Origin of the sequence: Mesorhizobium sp. 1M-11 (genome assembly GCF_001303895.1) — a bacterium.
Classification (GTDB): domain Bacteria; phylum Pseudomonadota; class Alphaproteobacteria; order Rhizobiales; family Rhizobiaceae; genus Mesorhizobium.
Genome location: NZ_LJSD01000057.1, coordinates 61037 through 78917 on the forward strand (window position 1 = coordinate 61037; position 17881 = coordinate 78917).

General features: G+C 62.0%; 17 protein-coding genes. 4 read left to right on the forward strand and 13 right to left on the reverse strand.

The window, feature by feature from the left end:
- Positions 1 to 141: 141 nt before the first annotated feature.
- The 5 genes from AO692_RS25285 to AO692_RS25305 all read right to left on the reverse strand — a co-directional run bounded on the left by AO692_RS25285 (position 142) and on the right by AO692_RS25305 (position 6817).
- Entirely contained in the window at positions 142 to 1314 is a 1173-nt protein-coding gene (locus AO692_RS25285; RefSeq protein ID WP_054312832.1) for an iron-containing alcohol dehydrogenase, read from the reverse strand.
- Positions 1315 to 1401: 87 nt separating this feature from the next.
- Complete coding sequence (locus AO692_RS25290; protein ID WP_054312915.1) at positions 1402 to 2790, reverse strand: aldehyde dehydrogenase family protein; 1389 nt, start codon at positions 2788 to 2790, stop codon at positions 1402 to 1404.
- 155 nt (positions 2791 to 2945) lie between these two features.
- Entirely contained in the window at positions 2946 to 4316 is a 1371-nt protein-coding gene (locus AO692_RS25295) for a glutamine synthetase family protein (RefSeq protein ID WP_054312833.1), read from the reverse strand.
- 95 nt (positions 4317 to 4411) lie between these two features.
- Positions 4412 to 5974, reverse strand: coding sequence for an amino acid permease (locus AO692_RS25300; RefSeq protein ID WP_054312834.1), 1563 nt, complete (start codon positions 5972 to 5974; stop codon positions 4412 to 4414).
- Between the two features lie 24 nt (positions 5975 to 5998).
- Entirely contained in the window at positions 5999 to 6817 is an 819-nt protein-coding gene (locus AO692_RS25305; RefSeq protein ID WP_054312835.1) for an N-formylglutamate amidohydrolase, read from the reverse strand.
- A 128-nt stretch (positions 6818 to 6945) separates the two neighbouring features.
- Here AO692_RS25305 and AO692_RS25310 point away from each other — a divergent pair, with 128 nt between their 5' ends.
- The gene (locus tag AO692_RS25310; protein ID WP_280138665.1) at positions 6946 to 7785 is read left to right on the forward strand and encodes a MurR/RpiR family transcriptional regulator; all 840 of its coding nucleotides are present in this window, start codon (positions 6946 to 6948) and stop codon (positions 7783 to 7785) included.
- 9 nt (positions 7786 to 7794) lie between these two features.
- On the opposite strand, the gene AO692_RS25315 is transcribed toward AO692_RS25310, so the two are convergent.
- The 8 genes from AO692_RS25315 to AO692_RS25350 form a co-directional block, all read right to left on the reverse strand.
- Positions 7795 to 8199 carry a GtrA family protein gene (locus AO692_RS25315; RefSeq protein ID WP_244483490.1) on the reverse strand — a complete coding sequence of 135 codons (405 nt, stop codon included), beginning with the start codon at positions 8197 to 8199 and terminating at the stop codon, positions 7795 to 7797.
- Positions 8196 to 9017: a ChbG/HpnK family deacetylase gene (locus tag AO692_RS25320; RefSeq protein ID WP_054312836.1), complete on the reverse strand. Its 822-nt coding sequence runs from the start codon at positions 9015 to 9017 to the stop codon at positions 8196 to 8198. Before AO692_RS25320 ends, AO692_RS25315 begins: the two co-directional genes overlap by 4 nt.
- Complete coding sequence (locus AO692_RS25325; protein ID WP_054312837.1) at positions 9014 to 9982, reverse strand: glycosyltransferase family 2 protein; 969 nt, start codon at positions 9980 to 9982, stop codon at positions 9014 to 9016. The genes AO692_RS25320 and AO692_RS25325 overlap by 4 nt, the downstream gene beginning before the upstream one ends.
- Positions 9975 to 11141: a glycosyltransferase 87 family protein gene (locus AO692_RS25330; protein WP_054312838.1), complete on the reverse strand. Its 1167-nt coding sequence runs from the start codon at positions 11139 to 11141 to the stop codon at positions 9975 to 9977. The genes AO692_RS25325 and AO692_RS25330 overlap by 8 nt, the downstream gene beginning before the upstream one ends.
- Positions 11142 to 11301: 160 nt before the next feature.
- Positions 11302 to 12339 (reverse strand): zinc-binding dehydrogenase, encoded by a 1038-nt coding sequence (locus AO692_RS25335; protein ID WP_054312839.1) that lies wholly within the window; start codon positions 12337 to 12339, stop codon positions 11302 to 11304.
- A gap of 27 nt (positions 12340 to 12366) precedes the next feature.
- Positions 12367 to 13335, reverse strand: coding sequence for an NADPH:quinone oxidoreductase family protein (locus AO692_RS25340; protein ID WP_054312840.1), 969 nt, complete (start codon positions 13333 to 13335; stop codon positions 12367 to 12369).
- A 39-nt stretch (positions 13336 to 13374) separates the two neighbouring features.
- The gene (locus AO692_RS25345; RefSeq protein WP_054312841.1) at positions 13375 to 14616 is read right to left on the reverse strand and encodes an acyl-CoA dehydrogenase family protein; all 1242 of its coding nucleotides are present in this window, start codon (positions 14614 to 14616) and stop codon (positions 13375 to 13377) included.
- Between the two features lie 130 nt (positions 14617 to 14746).
- The gene (locus AO692_RS25350) at positions 14747 to 15418 is read right to left on the reverse strand and encodes a TetR/AcrR family transcriptional regulator (RefSeq protein ID WP_054312842.1); all 672 of its coding nucleotides are present in this window, start codon (positions 15416 to 15418) and stop codon (positions 14747 to 14749) included.
- A gap of 109 nt (positions 15419 to 15527) precedes the next feature.
- On the opposite strand from AO692_RS25350, the gene AO692_RS25355 reads away from it, so the two are divergent.
- Genes AO692_RS25355 through AO692_RS25365 form a run of 3 tightly spaced genes read left to right on the forward strand, consistent with a single transcriptional unit; the run spans position 15528 to position 17881 of the window.
- On the forward strand, positions 15528 to 16343 hold the full coding sequence (locus AO692_RS25355; protein ID WP_054312843.1) for an SDR family oxidoreductase: 816 nt from the start codon (positions 15528 to 15530) through the stop codon (positions 16341 to 16343).
- Between the two features lie 21 nt (positions 16344 to 16364).
- Positions 16365 to 16850 (forward strand): MaoC family dehydratase, encoded by a 486-nt coding sequence (locus AO692_RS25360; protein WP_280138666.1) that lies wholly within the window; start codon positions 16365 to 16367, stop codon positions 16848 to 16850.
- Positions 16847 to 17881 (forward strand): phosphotransferase family protein, encoded by a 1035-nt coding sequence (locus AO692_RS25365; protein ID WP_054312844.1) that lies wholly within the window; start codon positions 16847 to 16849, stop codon positions 17879 to 17881. Before AO692_RS25360 ends, AO692_RS25365 begins: the two co-directional genes overlap by 4 nt.

Below are 17881 nucleotides of genomic sequence, written 5' to 3' on the forward strand. Positions count from 1 at the left end.
AACTCCCGGACACCCGCAATCGGGTGCCCGATCATTTTCCGGCTAAGCTTTTGGCGCCTCCTCCCAGCCCTTTCGTTCCCCTTGCATTTTTTGTTTTTTCGCAAGTTTTCGAAAGACAGTCGCACCTGTCTCGCGCGTCTCTTATACCGTTCCCGACAAAGAGTTTTCCAGCAGCGACAGCGCCGCTTTCTTAGTCAGCTTAACGGGGTTGCCACCGGCGGTGGGGTCGACGATGGCCATATCGGCGATCAGAGCCTTGCGCTTCTTGTCCATGTCGAGGTCCTTGATGAGGCCGCCAAGCGTGTGCGGAACCTTCAGTTCCTTGCGCAGCTTGATGATGGCCTTTGCAAAGCCATTGAAGCCGCCCTTGATGCCGCAATAGGCAGCCAGGCGCTCGATCTTGCCTTCGATGGCTTCGCGGTTGAAGGCAAGCACATAGGGCATGAAGACGGCATTGGTCATGCCATGATGGGTGTCGTAGAGCGCGCCGATCGGATGCGACAGCGAATGGATCGCGCCGAGTCCTTTCTGGAAAGCGGTGGCGCCCATGGCGGCCGCGCTCATCATATGGGCACGGGCGGTCAGGTCCTTGCCGTCGGCGTAGGCCTTGGGCAGGTTCTCGAACACCAGGCGCACGCCTTCGACCGCGATACCGTCGGCCATCGGATGATAGCCGGGCGCGCAATAGGCCTCTAGGCAGTGGGCGAGCGCGTCCATGCCGGTACCCGCGGTGATGAAGGCAGGCATGCCGACCGACAACGCGGGATCGGCGATGACGATGCCCGGCAGCATCTTCGGGTGGAAGATCACCTTCTTGGTGTGGCTCTCCTCATGTGTGATGACGCCAGCACGGCCAACTTCCGAACCGGTACCGGCGGTGGTCGGCACAGCGACAATCGGCACGATGGCGTCGGCATTCGCACGCGCCCACCAGTCGCCAATGTCCTCGAAGTCCCAGACCGGCCGGGTCTGGCCGGCCTGGAAGGCAATCAACTTGCCGAGATCGAGCGCCGAGCCACCGCCAAAGGCAATGACGCCATCATGCTTGCCTTTCTTGAAGGCGGCAATGCCGGCAGTGAGGTTGGACTCGATCGGGTTTGGCTTCACTTCCGAGAAGACGCCGTAGGGAACCTTGGCCTCGTCGAGAATCTTCAGCGTGGATGCCACCACCGGCAACTTGGCAAGGCCCGGATCGGTGACGAACAGCGGCTTCTTGATGCCGGTCGCGGCCAGCGCATCCGGCAGTTCCGAGATACGGCCGGCGCCGAAACGCACGGTGGTGGGGTAATTCCATTTCGAGACGAGCTTGGACATGGTGCGGTTCTTTCGGAAACAAAGATGAAATAGGTCTGCTGAGAAGAAACGCCCTCTATCGCTTGCGACGATGAAGGGCGCCTGGGGCTAGATCGTCTCTCTGAGATGAAAGCTCTTCGGCCGAGTCAGGTTGTCGTAGCCGATCTGTGACAGCGCGGCACCCTTGCCGGTGTCCTTGACCCCGGTCCACACCAGCGCCGGATCGAGATAGTCGCAACGGTTCATGAACACGGTGCCGGTTTCGACACGGTCGCCGATGGCAACGGCGCGATCGGTGTCGGCCGTCCAGATCGAAGCCGTCAGCCCGTAAGGACTGTCGTTCATAAGCGCGATCGCCTCCTCGTCGTTGCGCACCTTCATGATCCCGACGATCGGCCCGAAGCTTTCCTCGCGCATCACGCTCATCTGGTGGTCGACATTGGTCAGCACCTCGGCCGGCAGATAGGGCGATCCGGCCTTGTCGGCGACGTCCTTGGTGTTCATGTGCGCGGTAGCACCCTTACGCAGCGCCTCGGCTTTCTGCTCGCGGATGAAGTCGGCAAAGCGCGCCTGCGCCATCGGGCCCATGGTGGTTGCCTGATCGAGCGGATTGCCGAGCACGTAGCTCCTGGTTTCTGCGATGAAGCCTTCGACGAAATCGTCATAGACCTTCTCGTGCACATAGACGCGCTCGATGCCGCAGCAGCATTGGCCCGAATTGAAGAAGGCGCCTTCGACGAGATTGGCCACCGCATGGTCGAGCTTGGCGTCGGACAGCACATAGGCCGGGTCCTTGCCGCCGAGTTCGAGGCCGAGCGTCATGAAGGTGCCAGCCGCCGCCTTCTCGATGGCGCGGCCGCCGGCGACCGAGCCGGTGAAGTTGACATGATCGATCTTACCCGAGCCCAGCAGCTTCTCGGTCTGCGCATGGTTGAGCACGACATTCTGGAAAACGTATTTAGGCAGACCCGCCGCCTCGAAGGCCTTGGCGAAACGCTCGCCGACCAGCAGCGTCTGCGCGGCGTGCTTGAGGATGACGGTGGAACCGGCGATCAGGGCCGGCACGATGGTGTTGACCGCGGTGAGGTAGGGATAGTTCCACGGCGCGATCACCATGACGACGCCGAGTGGATCCTTCTTCACGTAGCGCCGGAATCCGTCCTTTGGGTTGGAGGCAGGCACCGGCGCCAGCGCGCGCTCGGCGATCTCGACCATGTATTGCGTGCGTTCCTTGACGCCGCCGAATTCGCCGCCATAACGCACAGGGCGGCCCATCTGCCAGGCCAGTTCCGGAACGATCTCGTCGGCCATGCCGACGAGCGCCTCCAGCATCTTCAGCATGTATTTGGCGCGCTCCGCCACCGGCAGCCGTGCCCAATCGGCCTGTGCGGTGCGGGCACGCTCCACAGCGGCGTTGACGGCCTGGTCGGTCGCGATCGGTCGCTCCACATAGATCGAGCCGTCGATGGGGGATGTGAGTTTGACCGTCTCGGTCATATCGGAGTCCTTCAAATCAAAATGGTTCGCTGCTTTCGCACAAAGCATCAGCAAGCGGGATAGGCCGAGCAGCGTCTAAACGAAATGCCTTCCGTCAAACACCCTTGCTCGGGCTCATGCGGATTGCCTTTCCGTCACCGGAAAGGCAGTGGTCATCAATACCGTTCGAAGCCGCGGTGCAGTTCCCAGTCAGTGATGCGGCGGTCGTACTCGAACTGTTCCCAGCGGGCGGTGTGCACATAGTGCCCGATCACATCCTCGCCGAAAGCAGCCTTCAGCATCTTCGACTTGGCCATGGTCTCGGTCGCTTCGCGCAGGGTCTTCGGAATCTCCGGCAGGCGCGAAGCCTGGTAGGCATCGCCCACGAAAGGCTGCTGCAGTTCCAGCTTCTCGTCGATGCCGGCCAGGCCAGCCGCGATCAGTGCCGCGAAAGCAAGGTAGGGATTGAGGTCGGCGCCGCCGATACGGCATTCCATGCGGATGCCCTTGGTGCCCTCACCACACAAGCGGAAGCCGGCGGTGCGATTGTCTTCCGACCACATGATCTTGGTCGGTGCGAAAGTGCCGGACTGGAAGCGCTTGTAGGAATTGATGTAAGGCGCCAGGAACCAGGTGAACTCCTTGGCATATTTGAGCTGTCCGGCCGACCAGGCCTGACCGAGTGCCGACAGCGTCCACGGACCCTTCTTGTCGTAGAACAGCGGAGTCTTGCCGTCCGCGCTCCACAGCGAATTGTGGATGTGGCTGGAGTTGCCGGCAAGGCTGTAGTTGTACTTGGCCATGAAGGTGATCGCCTTGCCTTCGGCATCGGCGATCTCCTTGGCGCCGTTCTTCAGGATGACGTGGCGATCGGCCATCTCCAGCGCCTCGGCGTAGCGCACATTGATCTCTTCCTGGCCCGGGCCCCATTCGCCCTTTGAGTTCTCGATCGGAATGCCGGCGGCCTGCATCTCGTTGCGCAGGCGGCGCATGATGCCTTCTTCCTTGGTGGTGATGCCGATCTGGTAGTCACCGATATAGGGAGACGCTGTCTCGATGCCTTGCCAGTGCTTCTTTCGCGCAGCGTCGTAGCTCTCGCTGAACAGATAGAATTCGAGTTCGGAGGCGAAATAGCCGATATAACCCCGTTCGGTCAGCCGCTTCACCTGCTTGCGCAGGATGGCGCGCGGCGAATGGGCAAGGTCCTCGTGGCTGTGGTGATCGAGCAGATCGCACAACACCAGCGCCGTCTTTTCGAGCCAGGGTATCTGCCTGAGCGTCGCCAGATCCGGCTTCATGACGAAGTCGCCATAACCCTTCGACCAGCTCGCGGCCTTGTAGCCGGGCACAGGCTCCATATCGATGTCGTCCGCCAGCAGATAGTTGCAGCCATGCGTCTCGTCATGCGCGGAATCGACGAAGTACTGCGCCAGGAAACGCTTGCCGACGAGTCGGCCCTGCATATCGACGGCGCAGGCGAGAACGGTGTCGATCTCCCCTGCCTGTACCGCCTTCTTCAACTGGTCGAACGAAAGGTTGCCTGCCATTCTTAGAGCACTCCGGCTTTCACTTTTTCAGGAACGGAATTCTTGGAGGGAAGATCGTGGCCGGCGAACCGGCCACGATCTTGATCGATGATCGGTCAGTGCGAGCCACCGGTTTCGCCGACCGCCTGCTCGGCGGCCTTGATCGCGGCCTGACGCGCCGCCACGATCTCGCCCATCGGCGGACCTTGGAAACGACGGGCCTCGAAGGCGAACCAGACGATCGCGGTCAGCACCAGGAAGCCGATGGTGATGTAGAGCGCCCAGTCGTTCGGCGGCTGGATGCCGATGATGAAGATCAGGATCATCGAAATGATCGAGAGCAGGCCAAACAGCATGAACACGCCCTTACCCATGTTCCACGGCCCCATCTTGTCCCACTTCGTGGTGCCCCAGGCCATCATGCCGAGCACGATCGGCACCGTGAAGGACAGGAACAGGAAGATGACGGTGCACGACACCACGATGGTGTAGGCCGAGGTACCGGCAACCGACACAAGAGAAGAACCCCAGACGAACAGCACCGAGAGGATCGATGCCGTCCAGATCGCAGCCACCGGCGTGCGATATGTCGGGCTCACCTTCGACAGCGCTCCCGAGGCAGGCAGGCCGCCATCGCGCGAGAAGGCGAAGATCATGCGCGAGGCCGATGTCACAGTGGCCAGGCCGCACAGCAGCTGTGCCAGGAACACGACGATATAGACGAGTTCCTTGACGCCAGAGCCGACCCGCTGGTCGAAGGCCCAGAAGAACACGTTCCAGCCCTGCTTGGCCGCTTCGTCCATGTTGGGGATCATCAGCACGAAAGCAGCGAGGAAGGCGTAGCCGAACAACGCCGACCAGACGACCGACATGACCATGGCGCGCGGCACGGAACTCGCGGCCTTGATGGTTTCCTCGGAAGTATGCGCGGAGGCATCGTAACCGGTGATGGTGTAGATCGGCAGCAGGAGGCCGAGCGAGAACACCCACCAGTCGGAGACCTGCGGCCACACACCCGCACCCGCGTCACCTGAATAGTTCTTGAAGGTGAACAGGCGGCTGAAATCCCAGGTCTCCGCCGAGAACAGGCAAACCAGCGCGATCAGGATGGCACCGAAGAAGATGAGGTAGCCGGAGAAGTCCGTCAGCTTGGCGGTCAGCTTGATGCCGAGGTGATTGATAAGCGCCTGTGCGCCGGTGATGATGATCAGGAATATGGTCTGCGTCGTCAGTGTGTTCTCGATGCCGAGCGTCGGACCGAAAGCACCCATGAAGAACGTCCAGGTGCCGACATTGATGGCGCCGAGCACGGTGACGAGGCCAAACAGGTTGAGCCAGGCCGTCACCCAGCCGGTGCCGCGATTTCCGAGGATCGAGCCCCAGTGATAGAGGCCACCGGCTGTCGGATAGGCGGAGGAAATCTGCGACATCGCCACGGCGAATGTCAGCGACACGAAGCAGCCGACCAGCCAGCCGATACCGATGCCGATGCCACCGGCGCCGGAGGTTGCCTGGGCAAGCGAATTGATGCCGCCCGACAGGATGCAGATGATGGAGAAGGAAACGGCGAAGTTGGAGAAGCGGGAGAGCCGCCGCTCGAGTTCCTGGGCGTAGCCCATCGAGTGGAGGACCTTCATGTCCTCGCTCTTGTCATGTTCAGAGTAACCAGGCGCTGCCATAAGAGTGTTCCCTTATTTGTACTTTCAGATGGTGCCTTCGATCGTTCGTACCGTTTTCATCGGCGGCGGCTTCGGCAGCCGCGCGGGTTCGAGGCCGGTGAAGATGCCCGCCAGCCGTTCTCCCCATTTTTCCTGTCCGGATTGATCCCGGATCTCATCGTTGCGGATCTCGATCATCGCGCACAACAGGCCACGCGAGCGCGCATGCCGTTCCAGCGTGAAGTAGACGCGGTCTGCCGGCGAATAGGGCTGATTGGCGCCGACGGTAAAGCCACCCTCCCGCTTCAGTGCCGCGATCAGGGGCGCCGATAGCCGTGTATCGTCGTCGTGGATAATGCCGATATGCCAGGGACGGTCGATGCCCTTGTAGATCGGCGTGAAGGAATGCACCGACACCAGCCGTGTCTCCAGACCGCGCGCCGTCCGCGCCTCGATCAGGCCTTCGATCGTTTCGTGAAAGGGCTTCCAGCAGCGGTCAACGCGCGCCTGGCGCGCTTCGGCCGAAAGGTTCTCGTTGCCGGGAATGGTAGTTGTTTCGCTGACGGGCGGGATCAGGTCCGGCGCGCCGAGGGGGCGATTGCAGTCCAGAACCAGACGTGAAACGCGGGTCTCGACCAAAGGTGCGTCGAGCCGTTCACTCAAGATCTGCGCCACGGGCAGCGCGCCAGGATCCCAGGCGATATGACGGGCAAGGTCGGAGGCGGGAAGACCGAGCGTGCCGAATTCGGCAGGCAGGAAGTTCGAGGCATGGTCGCAGGTGAAGACAAAGACACCCGCGCCGTCGGGGTTCGTAACCCTCACGGAATCCGCGCCTGGATGCCTGTTGCGGCTTGTCCTCTCCATCCGATCCGCCGTCCCCGGGAACGTATCGTATGTTACGTATTTTGTCTCATTGCGCTCCCATGAATGATTTCATACACTTTGCCCGTCTTTGTCAAACGCCTTTTCCGAAAAGCTTGGGGGATACCGGGTTGGGAACTGAGACGACGACCACGTCCATCGCCGAGCTGATCGCGGACCGGATCGATTCCATGCCCACGGGCGAACGTCGCGCCGCGCAGACGCTGGTCGCCAACTATCCCGTCATCGGCCTGAAGACCGTGGCCGATTTCTCGCAACAGGCAGGTGTCTCCTCGCCGACCATTTTGCGTTTCGTCGCCCGGCTGGGCTTCCAGAACTATCCGGAATTCCAGTCCGCCCTGCAGGACGAGCTCGCCGCGCAATTGCAGTCACCAGCCTCGCGCACAGTCACCGCTCCGAGCAGAAGTGATGCCGCTTCGCCGATGATCGAGGCCACACTCGACAATCTGCGCGAGACCTTCCGCCACCTGTCGGACAAACAGTTGAACGAGATTGCCGAGAAGATGGCCGATCATCGCGGTCATATGTTCCTGATCGGTGGGCGTTTCACCGACCCGCTGGCGCGTTACATGGCTGCCCATCTTGCCATCATCCGACCCAACGTCTTCCACCTTGTCGGCCAGGAAAGCATGTGGCGCGACCGGCTGATCGATATGGGCAAGCGCGACGTGCTGGTGATCTTCGACATCCGCCGCTACCAGGACAGCCTGATCCGCTTCGCCGAGAAGGCGCATCAGCGCGGCGTACAGATCGTGCTGTTCACCGATCAGTGGCTGTCGCCCATTGCCCGCTTCGCCCGCCATGTCATTGCCGGGCGCACCGCCGTCCCTTCACCTTGGGATTCCTCCGCAGCCTTGTTTGTCGTTGCCGAGACATTGATCGGCGCGGTGACCCGTCAGATGGAACCGGACAGCGCCAGACGCATCCGCGAGATGGAAGGCCTGCGCTGACCGACAAGCCTAGCGCAACAACCGGCCCTCGATCGACCAGCGCGCAGCGAGGAAATTCAATGCCGCCGCCACGATGATGCCGGCAATCTTGGCAGGCCAAATGCCAATCCAGCCGGCAAGTCCGGCAATGAAGGCGCTGGACACGCCAAGCGAAATCAACGCGCCCAGCGAGACGAAGCGGAACACGGAGTGACTGAGCGGGATCGAGCTGTCGCGCTCAAAGGACCAGAAGCGGTTTGCCAGGAAGGAGAAAGCGACCGCGACCAGCCACGCACCGACATTGGCCGTCAGCGGCGGCATGGCAAGCCAGAGCAGCACCGTGAAGGCGGCGAGATCGATTGCCGTGTTCGCGAGACCGACGACGGCAAAGCGGATCATCTTGCTGCCGAGTGAACGGCCAGGCTCGCTGCTCACGACACGCCACTCCGCACAACAGCATCATGCGCCGCCAGGATCGCGCCGAATTCGTTGGACATGAGGAAGGCATATTCGACCTCGCGCACTTTCTGCATCGGGTCGCGCGACACGAGCTCCGCATCGACATGGCCGGGATGGCACATGAAAACGCCGTCTTCGGGTAGAGTGACAACAGCCGCTCGCAAGGTTGGCGCGAAATCCTCCGGCCGCTTCCAGTCGTAGATGCCGGCCAGCGGCTTCAACATCGGAAATCCCGCCGCCTGCATGGTCCGGTCGAAGCCATGCGCAAGCGCCGCGATGACGGCCGTTTTCACAGCGATGGCGCCGACTTCGAGCGGCACCACCGGTGCGCCGCGCAACGCCGGCTTTTCGGAAGCGGCGAAGCGCACCTTCAGCCAGTCGCGAACGACAGGCAGGAAATGCACATGCTGGTGCCCATCGATGAAGTCCGGCGTGCAGCCAAGTGTATCGACAAAGCGGCGAAGCTGCGCATCGAGCTCGGCGTGAACATCGTCGGCCTTGATACGCCTCCGCTTGAATGGCGCAGCAAGGTCTCTGAGCGGCGGCAGGCATCCGGCAGATACCAGACTGGAATCCGCCGACAGTGCAGGCTGATCCGTCAAGGTGAGGTGCAGGCCAACCGCTACGCGACCGATCAGTGGCTTGATGCGCACCGCAGCCTGCTGCCATTCCGGCGAACCGGTCATGCAACCGGTGCCCGTCAGGCGCCCGCGCTCGAGCAGTTCGAGAATGGCATCGCACACACCGGGCGCCAGCCCGTAGTCGTCGGCGATCAGGCGGATCTGCCGCGTCACGGCTCTTGGCCGTCCGACCCGTGGCTAATCACATCGCGTACGATATAGACCGGCCGGTCCTTGCTCTCGCTCAGCGCCACCCAGACATATTCGCCGATGAGTCCGAGCAACGCGAGATTGAAGCCACCGAGCACGACGATGGCAATCAGCAGGCTGGGAAACCCAGGTACGGCGATCCCGTAGAAGGCGACTTCGAAGAATATCTTGAGGCCGTAGACGATGCCTGCAAGGGCTGTTGCCAACCCTGACAGGCTGAGGATGCGCAGCGGCACAACGGAGAAGGAAGCGATGCCTTCGAGCGAAAAGGCGAGCAGGTTGCGCCGGCTCCATTTGCTGGTGCCGCTGGCGCGGTCCGCTGGTGTGTAGATCAGCGCCTTGTGCCGGAATCCCGCCCAGGCATAGAGGCCTTTGTTGAAGCGCCGCTTGTCGCGCAGCTGAGTCAATGCCCTGGCCACCGGGCCGCGCATGACGCGAAAATCGCCGGCATTTTCCGGAATATCGAAGCGCTGGCTCGAATTGATCAAACTGTAGAAAAGTTTGGCCAGCTGGCTGCGCTTCCAGCTCGCACCCTGGCGATTGGTTCGGGCATAGACCACGTCGACGTCCGGGTCCTCTACCAATTCGGCGATGAGCTTGAGACTGACATCCAGTGAATGCTGCAGATCGGCGTCCATGATCAGCACCATGTCGCCCTGCGTCCTGTCGAGACCGGCCAGAACCGCCACCTCCTTGCCGAAGTTGCGGCTGAGCCGGACAATCTCCCACTCACCCGTCAGTGCTTTGGCGAAACGCTCGGCACCATTATCGGTGCCGCCATCATCGACCAGGATCTTGCGTGTCCTGAAACCGAAACGGCGCGAGACCTCTGCTTCCATATCGGCCAAAAGCCGCGCGAACTCTTCCGCCGAGGCAGCCTCGTTCCAGAACGGCGCAACGATATCGAGCGTCGGTTTGGCTTCAGACATGAGCTTGAGCTCCGGCGCGCCTGAATTTTCCCTGCGCGACCGACCAGAACCACCACAGGATCGGCAGCGTGATGGCCGTCATGGCAACGGGGCGGAACCAGAGACGCAAGGCATCCTGGAGATGCGAGTTGATGCCGCTGAGGCCAGCGGCAAACAAGGCTATGGCCAGGATGCTTCGCAGGGCGCCACCATCCTCATTGTCCCAGATCGCAGCCAGGGCCACACCGGCCGGCATCGCAAGCAAGGCGAAGGTGTTGTATTCGACGCGCGGGTTGAGCAGGCTCATATAGAACGCAGCAGTCAGGAAGATCGCGAGACCGGCGAGCCGGCGGTCGAGGTTGCGATCGTACCACAGCACCATGAGAAGCGTCGGCAAGGCAACCACGATCCTTATCAGGGTCGCGGCCTGGGTGGAGATGGGCATGCCGAGTGCGGCGAAGGGAGCCGTGAAGTCGGCCATCTCGAAGGCGATCGATTTGTCGACCGACATCGAGGTCATCAACGTGGCGAAGTCGCGGTAAAGCTGGTTGACATAGCCGGCCGGCGCAAAGGCATAGGGAAGTGCCAGTACCGAGAGCAGCGACAACACAAGTATCGGGATAAGCCGCAGTCGAAGCGCTCCGACCAGCAGAAAGACGATGATGGCGGTCGGCTTGGCGATAACGGCGACCGTTGCCCATAGGAAGGTCTCTGCACGCCGCCCCTCCAGCGCGGACAGCACCAGCAGCCAGCAGGCGCCGGCGAGCAGGATGGTTGCCTGACCGTTGCGCAGTGCCCCGGCTGTGATCGGCACGGCCAGAAAAAGCGCATAGGAGAACATCCAGAGACGGTTCGCCGGGTCGATCGTGCGAACCTGCCGCCAGACGGCATAGGTCAGCACGGCAAAGTTCAGGACACGCCACAAGCTGTCGCCGACCACCGGGCCGAGCTTCATGAACGGCACATAGAGAGCAGCGAAGGCGGGCGAATAGAGATAGCCCATGGCGATGTCGAGATCGTAGAGCGGCTTGCCGGCAAGGAACATATCGCTGGCAATACGGTAGCTGCGCATCACCGACCGATGGTCCGGCGCCATGCCGGCCATGACCAGGATGGCGACAAAGCCGCCGATCCACAGGACAAGACCACCCCAGTCCCAAGACTGCCTGACTTTTGCCATTACCCAACATTGCCCAACGTTGGCAGCTTCGCGAAATCCGGAGCCGCCTTTTTATTCGGCGCGGCATATCATGCCCTGGGTTGTGCGGTACAGCCCAGGCGCCGCGGAGGTGATCGTCAAGACAGCTGTCTATGCGGCCAACATTGCCGCAGAATTGCGATCAGGGCCGGATGAAGACTTTGCCGTTGGGTTTGGCGAGCTCCGCCGGAATGCGCTCCATCGCCTGGTCCAGCGGCACCACCGCGGTCACGTCGGTGGACCAGCTCCCACTGGAGAAGCGCCTTTGCACTTCGAGGGCTGCCGGCCCCCTGCGGTCCTTGTGCTTGCGCATCCAGTCGGTCAGCCAGAAACCTTCCACCTGCTTCTGTTGAAAGATGAGTTGGCCAGGCTCTCGGATTAGCGTGTCCGACGGGTCAAGCCGGCCATAGATGATCCAGCGCGAGCGTTTGGGCATGGCGTCGAACACCAGCGAAGCGAGTGGACCGGTGACCGCGTCAAGGAAGATGCGCGGCTGCTCCATCCTCATCACTTCGCGCAGTGTCCTGGCGAAATCCGGCGCCTTTTCGTTGAGCACATGCGCCGCGCCCAGCTCCTTCAGCGGCGCGATCTGGTCATCCCGGCGAACCGTGACGATCGGATGATAGCCGTCCTCCTCCGCAAGCCCGATGATCAGCTTGCACAACTGGCTGGCACCGGCGGTCATGACAAATGCCTTGTGCCCTTCATCCTTGACGATGCTGTACATGGCGATCGCGGTCAGCGGATTGACGATCATCGCCGCCGCGTCCTCGTCGCGGACGCTGTCGATCAAGGGAATGCAGGCGAGTGCTTCGGCCAGCGCATAGTCGGCCCAGGCGCCCCAGTTGGTGAGACCGGTGGCGAAGGCAATGCGCCTGCCGACGAGGCTCTGCGCATAGCTGTCCTCACCGGCCGCAACCACCGTGCCCACGCCTTCGAAGCCGGCAGGCTGGCCTTGCACGCGTGGCTGGCCATACAGCCCTTTCACGAACATCACGTCGGAAGGATTGATCGAAGCCAGGCTCACTTTGATGAGAACCTGCGTTGCACCCGGCACCGGCACCCCGATGACGCCGGACCGCAGATAAGGCTCCGTCGCTTCCAGCACGCTGCCGCTTGGCTCGCGTGCATAGCCGTCACCGACCAGAAGAAGCGCCTGCATTTCGGAGGGAATGGTCATCGCAGCATTCCTTGCCTGGGACATGGGTTACGGTTTGAGGATCAGCTTGCCGGAGGCGCCGCGGCCCAACACGCGTTTCAGGATATTGGCCGCATCGGACAAAGGGTAGATGCCTTCGATCACCGGCTTGACCTTGCCGGCGAGATACCAGCCGATCAGCTCGCGCATGTTGCCGGCATAGGCTTGAGGCTCCTTCACGGTGAAATCGCCCCAATAGACACCCACGACCGAGAACCCCTTCACGAGAGTCAGATTGACGGCCAATTTGGGGATGGTGCCGGAGGCAAACCCGATGACCAGCAGGCGGCCGTTCCAGCCCATGGCGCGCGCCAGCGCCTCGAATGCATCGCCACCGACCGGGTCGAAGCCGACATCGACACCCTTGCCGCCGGTGATTTCCTTGAGTGCTTCCTTCAGATTGTCATAGCCGATCGCGATATCGGCGCCGGCCTCCAGGGCAAGGCGCTGCTTCTCGGGCGAAGATGCCACGCCGATGACCTTGGCGCCTATCGCCTTGCCGATCTGCACGGCGGCGATGCCGGTGGCGCCAGCCGCACCCAGCACACAAAGTGTCTCATCGGGCTTGAGTTGGCCACGCTGCTTCAGGGCATGATGAGATGTACCGTAGCCGCAGACAAGCGCACAGGCATCCGCAGCGCTCATGGCGTCGGGCAGCTTCATCGTCATGGCCTCGGAAACGACCGCTTTTTCGGCGTAGCCGCCAACGACCGTAAGCGCGGCCACCCGGTCGCCGACTTTCAGACCGGTCACCTTCGGACCCACAGCAGCAACCCTTCCGGCCACCTCCATGCCCGGCACGAAAGGTATCGCCGGCTTCATCTGGTAGAGCCCCTGGACCAACAACCCGTCAGGATAATTGACCCCGATGGCCTCGGCCTCGACGACCACGGCATCGCCCTTGGCCTCGGGTTCCGGCCAATCGCCGTAGACGAGTTGGTCGAGCGGCGCGAAGGCGCGGGCAATGATGGCTTTCATGCTCTTCTCCCGACCTCGCTTTATACGCCGAACGAGCGCCTAAAGCTTTTCCTGCGTATACTTCCTGAGTTCCTCACGCGCGACCTGGCGGCGATGCACGGCGTCAGGCCCGTCGGCCAGCCGCAGCGTACGAAGATGCGTCCAGGCACGCGCCAGGGGCGTGTCCTGACTGATGCCTTGCGCGCCATGCATCTGCACGGCCTCGTCGACCACCTTCAGCGCAACGCGCGGCGCCACCACCTTGATCTGGCTGATCCAGGGCGCAGCGGCGCGCGCATCGCCCTGATCGATCATCCAGGCGGCCTTGAGGCAGAGCAGCCTGGCCATTTCGATCTCCATGCGGCACTCGGCGATGATATCGAAATTGGCACCGAGCCTGGCCAGCGGTTGGCCGAATGCCTCGCGCCGCATCGACCGCTTGGACAGAAGCTCCAGCGCCATTTCGGCCTGACCGATGGCGCGCATGCAGTGATGGATACGGCCTGGCCCCAGCCGGCCCTGCGCGATCTCGAAGCCCCTGCCCTCGCCAAGGATCATGTTGGCGGCCGGTACCCGCACATTATCGAAGCGCAGATGCATATGGCCATGCGGAGCGTCATCGTCGCCATAGACCTGCATGGCGCGTACCTTCGTGACACCCTTGCTGTCAGCGGGCACCAGGATCATCGAATGCTGCTTGTGCTTGGGTTCGCTGTCGCCACCGGTCTTCACCATGACGATATAGATGGCGCAGCGTGGATCACCGGCACCGGAGGCCCACCATTTCTCGCCGTTCAGCACGTAATCGCCACCGTCGCGTTCGCAGCGCATGGAAATGTTGGTGGCATCGGAAGACGCCACATCCGGCTCCGTCATCAGATAGGCCGAACGGATCTTGCCCGCCAGCAACGGTTCCAGCCACGCCTTCTTGTGCTCAGGCGAGCCGTAGCGTTCCAGCACTTCCATGTTGCCGGTGTCGGGCGCCGAGCAATTGAAGGTTTCCGCGCCGAGATGAGCCTTGCCCATCTCTTCAGCGAGATAGGCGTATTCAACGGTGCTGAGCCCATAACCGCGATCGGAGCCGGTCAGCCAGAAATTCCACAGTCCGCGCTTTCGCGCCTTGGCTTTCAGTCCTTCGAGAATCTCGGTCTGGCGTTTCGTATGGGTCCAGCGGTCGCCCGCCCTGCCGACTTCCGCCAGGAATTCCTCGTCCAGCGGTATCACCTCGTCGCGCACCATCGCGGCAACCTGGGCGTGGATCGGTTTCAGCCGCTCCGTCATGCCGAGATTCATGTCGGCCATCACAGGCTCCCTTCCTCGAAGCGTTTCCGTTTGTCTCGGAAACGCGGAAACGCTCTGACATTTTGATCTGGCGCATGACGGGCCGCGGATGCCGCCCTTGCTTTCCGAAAATCGGTGCCGATTTTCGGGGTCATGTGCGAACACCCAATCCGCGTGCGGTGAAATCGACGACCTGCGCCACGATCATTTCGATGTCGCGCTCGCTTTCGCCGGGACGCGGCGTGTACCAGAACAGCGGCGAATTCAGCGAGACGAACATCAGCTGTTCGGTGACGCGAGGATCGTCGAAACGCATATCGCCTGCCTCGCGGGCGGCAATGATCACCTGCCGGAAGATCGCGCCATAGTCGTTGCGGTATTTCATCAGTCGCGCGAACTCCTCGCGCTGTTCCGGTGTGGTGGCGCCGCGCAGATAGAGTTCGACGCCTTCCCACACGACACGCTGGTAGGGTCGGGTCACGATCATCTGGCGGGTGTGGACCATCGCCATCCGCCGCCACCGTGCAACCGCCGATCCGGCGATGTCGCGCAGCGGCTCGATCGCTGCATAATTCGCCTCCATGCCGGTCCGAAAGACATCGGCGAAGAGGTCTCCCTTCGACGGGTAGTGATGGTAGATACGACCCTTGGTCGATCCGAGGCTGCGCGCGACATCGTCGATGGAACTCGCCGCATAACCCTTGGCCATGAAACAGGCGGCAGCCGCATCGAGGATCGCGGCGCGGGAACCGTCGGCGACGGTGACGCCGCCAACGGTTCTGGCCTCCTCTTCCCGCACCGCCAAATGCGATCCCGCTGCCATTGCCCCTCGATTTTTTGCCGGCTTTACAACGATCGAAGTTCAACATACTACTCGGTATGTTGTCAATCGGAAGACCGCCGATCGGAGCCGGAAGATAACGGAAGGACCGATGAGCTATATCGATGAACTGTTCTCGGTGACCGGCAAGACGGCGCTGGTGACGGGAGCCGCAACCGGCATCGGCCGCATGGCCGCAACCGCACTGGTGCTCGGTGGCGCCACCGTCATGATCGCCTCGCGCAAAGGCGAGGATTGCGCCAAGGTCGCGGACGAGCTGAACGATCTCGGCGCATCCGGCCGTGCGGAAGGTTTCGCCGGAGATGTCTCTTCCGAAGTCGGCATCGCCGCGCTGGTCGAAGCGGTGAAGGCCCGCACCGACCGGCTACACATTCTCATCAACAATGCCGGCGTTTCCTGGGGAGCACCGCTCGAGAATTTTCCCTATCATGCCTGGGCCAAGGTATTCGGCGTCAATGTCACGGCCGTCTTCCATTTGACGCGCGAGTTGCTGCCGCTGTTGGAAAAGGCGGCTACCGATACCGATCCGGCACGCGTCATCAATCTCGGTTCGGTGATGGGGACACAACCGCTGGCCGATGACGCCTATTCCTACACCGCCTCCAAGGCAGCCGTTCACCATCTCACCCGGACGCTCGCCATAGAGCTTGCCGCCCGGCGCATCACGGTCAACGCCTTTGCCCCAGGGCCCTTCCAGAGCCGCATGACGGCTTTCGCGACGGGTACCGATGAACAGGCCAGGCATATCGGCAGCCATGTTCCCATCGGCCGCATCGGGCAACCGGATGACATTGGCGGCGCCACGCTCTATTTGTGCAGCCGGGCTGGCAGCTATGTCACCGGCGCGATCCTGCCGATCGATGGCGGACAATCGGTGCAGCACGGCCTGACCCTGTTCAAGGAATGAAGGCCGAGCCGCCACCAGGAGATGTCCGTGCAACCCATCAGTCTCGAAATATTGCTCGCCAGTGTCGGCAAGGAAGTGGGCCTCTCACCTTGGCGCGTGGTCACGCAGACCATGATCGACCAGTTCGCCGACGCGACCGACGATCATCAGTTCATTCACTGCGATCCGGAACGCGCCGCAGCGGAGGCGCCGTTCGGCGGCACCATCGCACACGGTTTTCTCACACTGTCGTTGCTTTCGGCCATGACCTTTGAAACCCTTCCCCCGCTCGCGAAGGGCAAGATGGGCGTCAATCATGGCTTTGACGAAGTGCGGTTCCTGGCACCGGTCAAAACCGGCGCCCGCATCCGCACCCGTTTCGTGCTGGCCGATGTAAAAGCGCGGCCGTCCGGCTGGGTGCAGACTTCACACGACGTGACCATCGAGATCGAAGGCTCGCTGAAACCGGCACTCACCGCCCGCTGGCTGACATTGACCTTCGTGGAACCCGAAACGCAGGACACATGACCGACCCGAACACGCTCGATCCTGCGCTGCTTGCTCCCTATCTCGAGCGGGAAATTCCCGGCTTTTCGGATTTGCAGTCGATCGAGAAGTTCAAGTCGGGCCAGTCCAATCCGACTTATCTGCTGACGGCAAAAAGCGGTCGATATGTGCTGCGCGCCAAGCCGTCCGGGCAGTTGCTGAAATCAGCCCACCAGGTCGACCGGGAATTCCGCGTCATGCGGGCGCTGGCCGCGACCGATGTGCCGGTGCCGCGCATGCTGCATCTGTCCGGCGAGGACTCGCCGATCGGGCGCATGTTTTACGTCATGGCCTTTGTGGAAGGTCGGATCTTCTGGGATCCGGCCCTGCCGGAGGTTTCCGGCAGGCAAGCACGAGCGGCGATCTACGATGCGATGAACGCGACTTTGGCGGCTCTTCACAGCGTCGACATCGACGCGGTCGGTCTCGCCGACTACGGCAAGCCCGGCAGCTATTTCGAGCGTCAGCTCGGGCGCTGGACCGGCCAGTATCGCGCCTCCGAAACCGAGCACAGGGCCGAGATGGAGGCGTTGATCACCTGGCTGGAGGCGAACAAGCCGGCAGACGACGGACAACTCGCCCTGGTGCATGGCGACTACCGGCTGGACAACATGATGTTCGCGCTGGATCGTCCCGATGTGACCGCTGTGCTCGACTGGGAATTGTCGACGCTCGGCCATCCCTTCGCCGACATCGCTTATCAGTGCATGCAGTGGCGCCTGCCGCATCAATCCGGGTTCAAAGGACTCGGCGGCATCGACCGCGCGGGGGTCGGATTGCCATCGGAAGATGACTATGTCGCAGCCTATTGCCGTCGCCGCAGCCTGACCGGCATCGACAACTGGACCTTCCTGCTTGCCTTCTCCTTCTTCCGGCTCGCGGCAATCTGCCAGGGCGTCTACAAGCGTGCCCTGGACGGTAACGCTTCCAATCCCGCCAAGGCGAAAGTCTATGCCGATGCGGTGAAGCTGCTCACTCACCTTGCCGCGCAACTGATCGAAAAAGGAAAATGA

Bases quoted from the DNA above. Each gene is read 5' to 3' on its own strand.
- AO692_RS25285 (WP_054312832.1), bottom strand. From the start codon at position 1,314: ATGTCCAAGCTCGTCTCGAAATGGAATTACCCCACCACCGTGCGTTTC.
- AO692_RS25355 (WP_054312843.1), top strand. From the start codon at position 15,528: ATGAGCTATATCGATGAACTGTTCTCGGTGACCGGCAAGACGGCGCTG.
- AO692_RS25295 (WP_054312833.1), bottom strand. From the start codon at position 4,316: ATGGCAGGCAACCTTTCGTTCGACCAGTTGAAGAAGGCGGTACAGGCA.
- AO692_RS25350 (WP_054312842.1), bottom strand. From the start codon at position 15,418: ATGGCAGCGGGATCGCATTTGGCGGTGCGGGAAGAGGAGGCCAGAACC.
- AO692_RS25365 (WP_054312844.1), top strand. From the start codon at position 16,847: ATGACCGACCCGAACACGCTCGATCCTGCGCTGCTTGCTCCCTATCTC.
- AO692_RS25330 (WP_054312838.1), bottom strand. From the start codon at position 11,141: ATGGCAAAAGTCAGGCAGTCTTGGGACTGGGGTGGTCTTGTCCTGTGG.
- AO692_RS25335 (WP_054312839.1), bottom strand. From the start codon at position 12,339: ATGACCATTCCCTCCGAAATGCAGGCGCTTCTTCTGGTCGGTGACGGC.
- AO692_RS25345 (WP_054312841.1), bottom strand. From the start codon at position 14,616: ATGGCCGACATGAATCTCGGCATGACGGAGCGGCTGAAACCGATCCAC.
- AO692_RS25325 (WP_054312837.1), bottom strand. From the start codon at position 9,982: ATGTCTGAAGCCAAACCGACGCTCGATATCGTTGCGCCGTTCTGGAAC.
- AO692_RS25360 (WP_280138666.1), top strand. From the start codon at position 16,365: ATGTCCGTGCAACCCATCAGTCTCGAAATATTGCTCGCCAGTGTCGGC.
- AO692_RS25340 (WP_054312840.1), bottom strand. From the start codon at position 13,335: ATGAAAGCCATCATTGCCCGCGCCTTCGCGCCGCTCGACCAACTCGTC.
- AO692_RS25305 (WP_054312835.1), bottom strand. From the start codon at position 6,817: ATGGAGAGGACAAGCCGCAACAGGCATCCAGGCGCGGATTCCGTGAGG.
- AO692_RS25300 (WP_054312834.1), bottom strand. From the start codon at position 5,974: ATGGCAGCGCCTGGTTACTCTGAACATGACAAGAGCGAGGACATGAAG.
- AO692_RS25290 (WP_054312915.1), bottom strand. From the start codon at position 2,790: ATGACCGAGACGGTCAAACTCACATCCCCCATCGACGGCTCGATCTAT.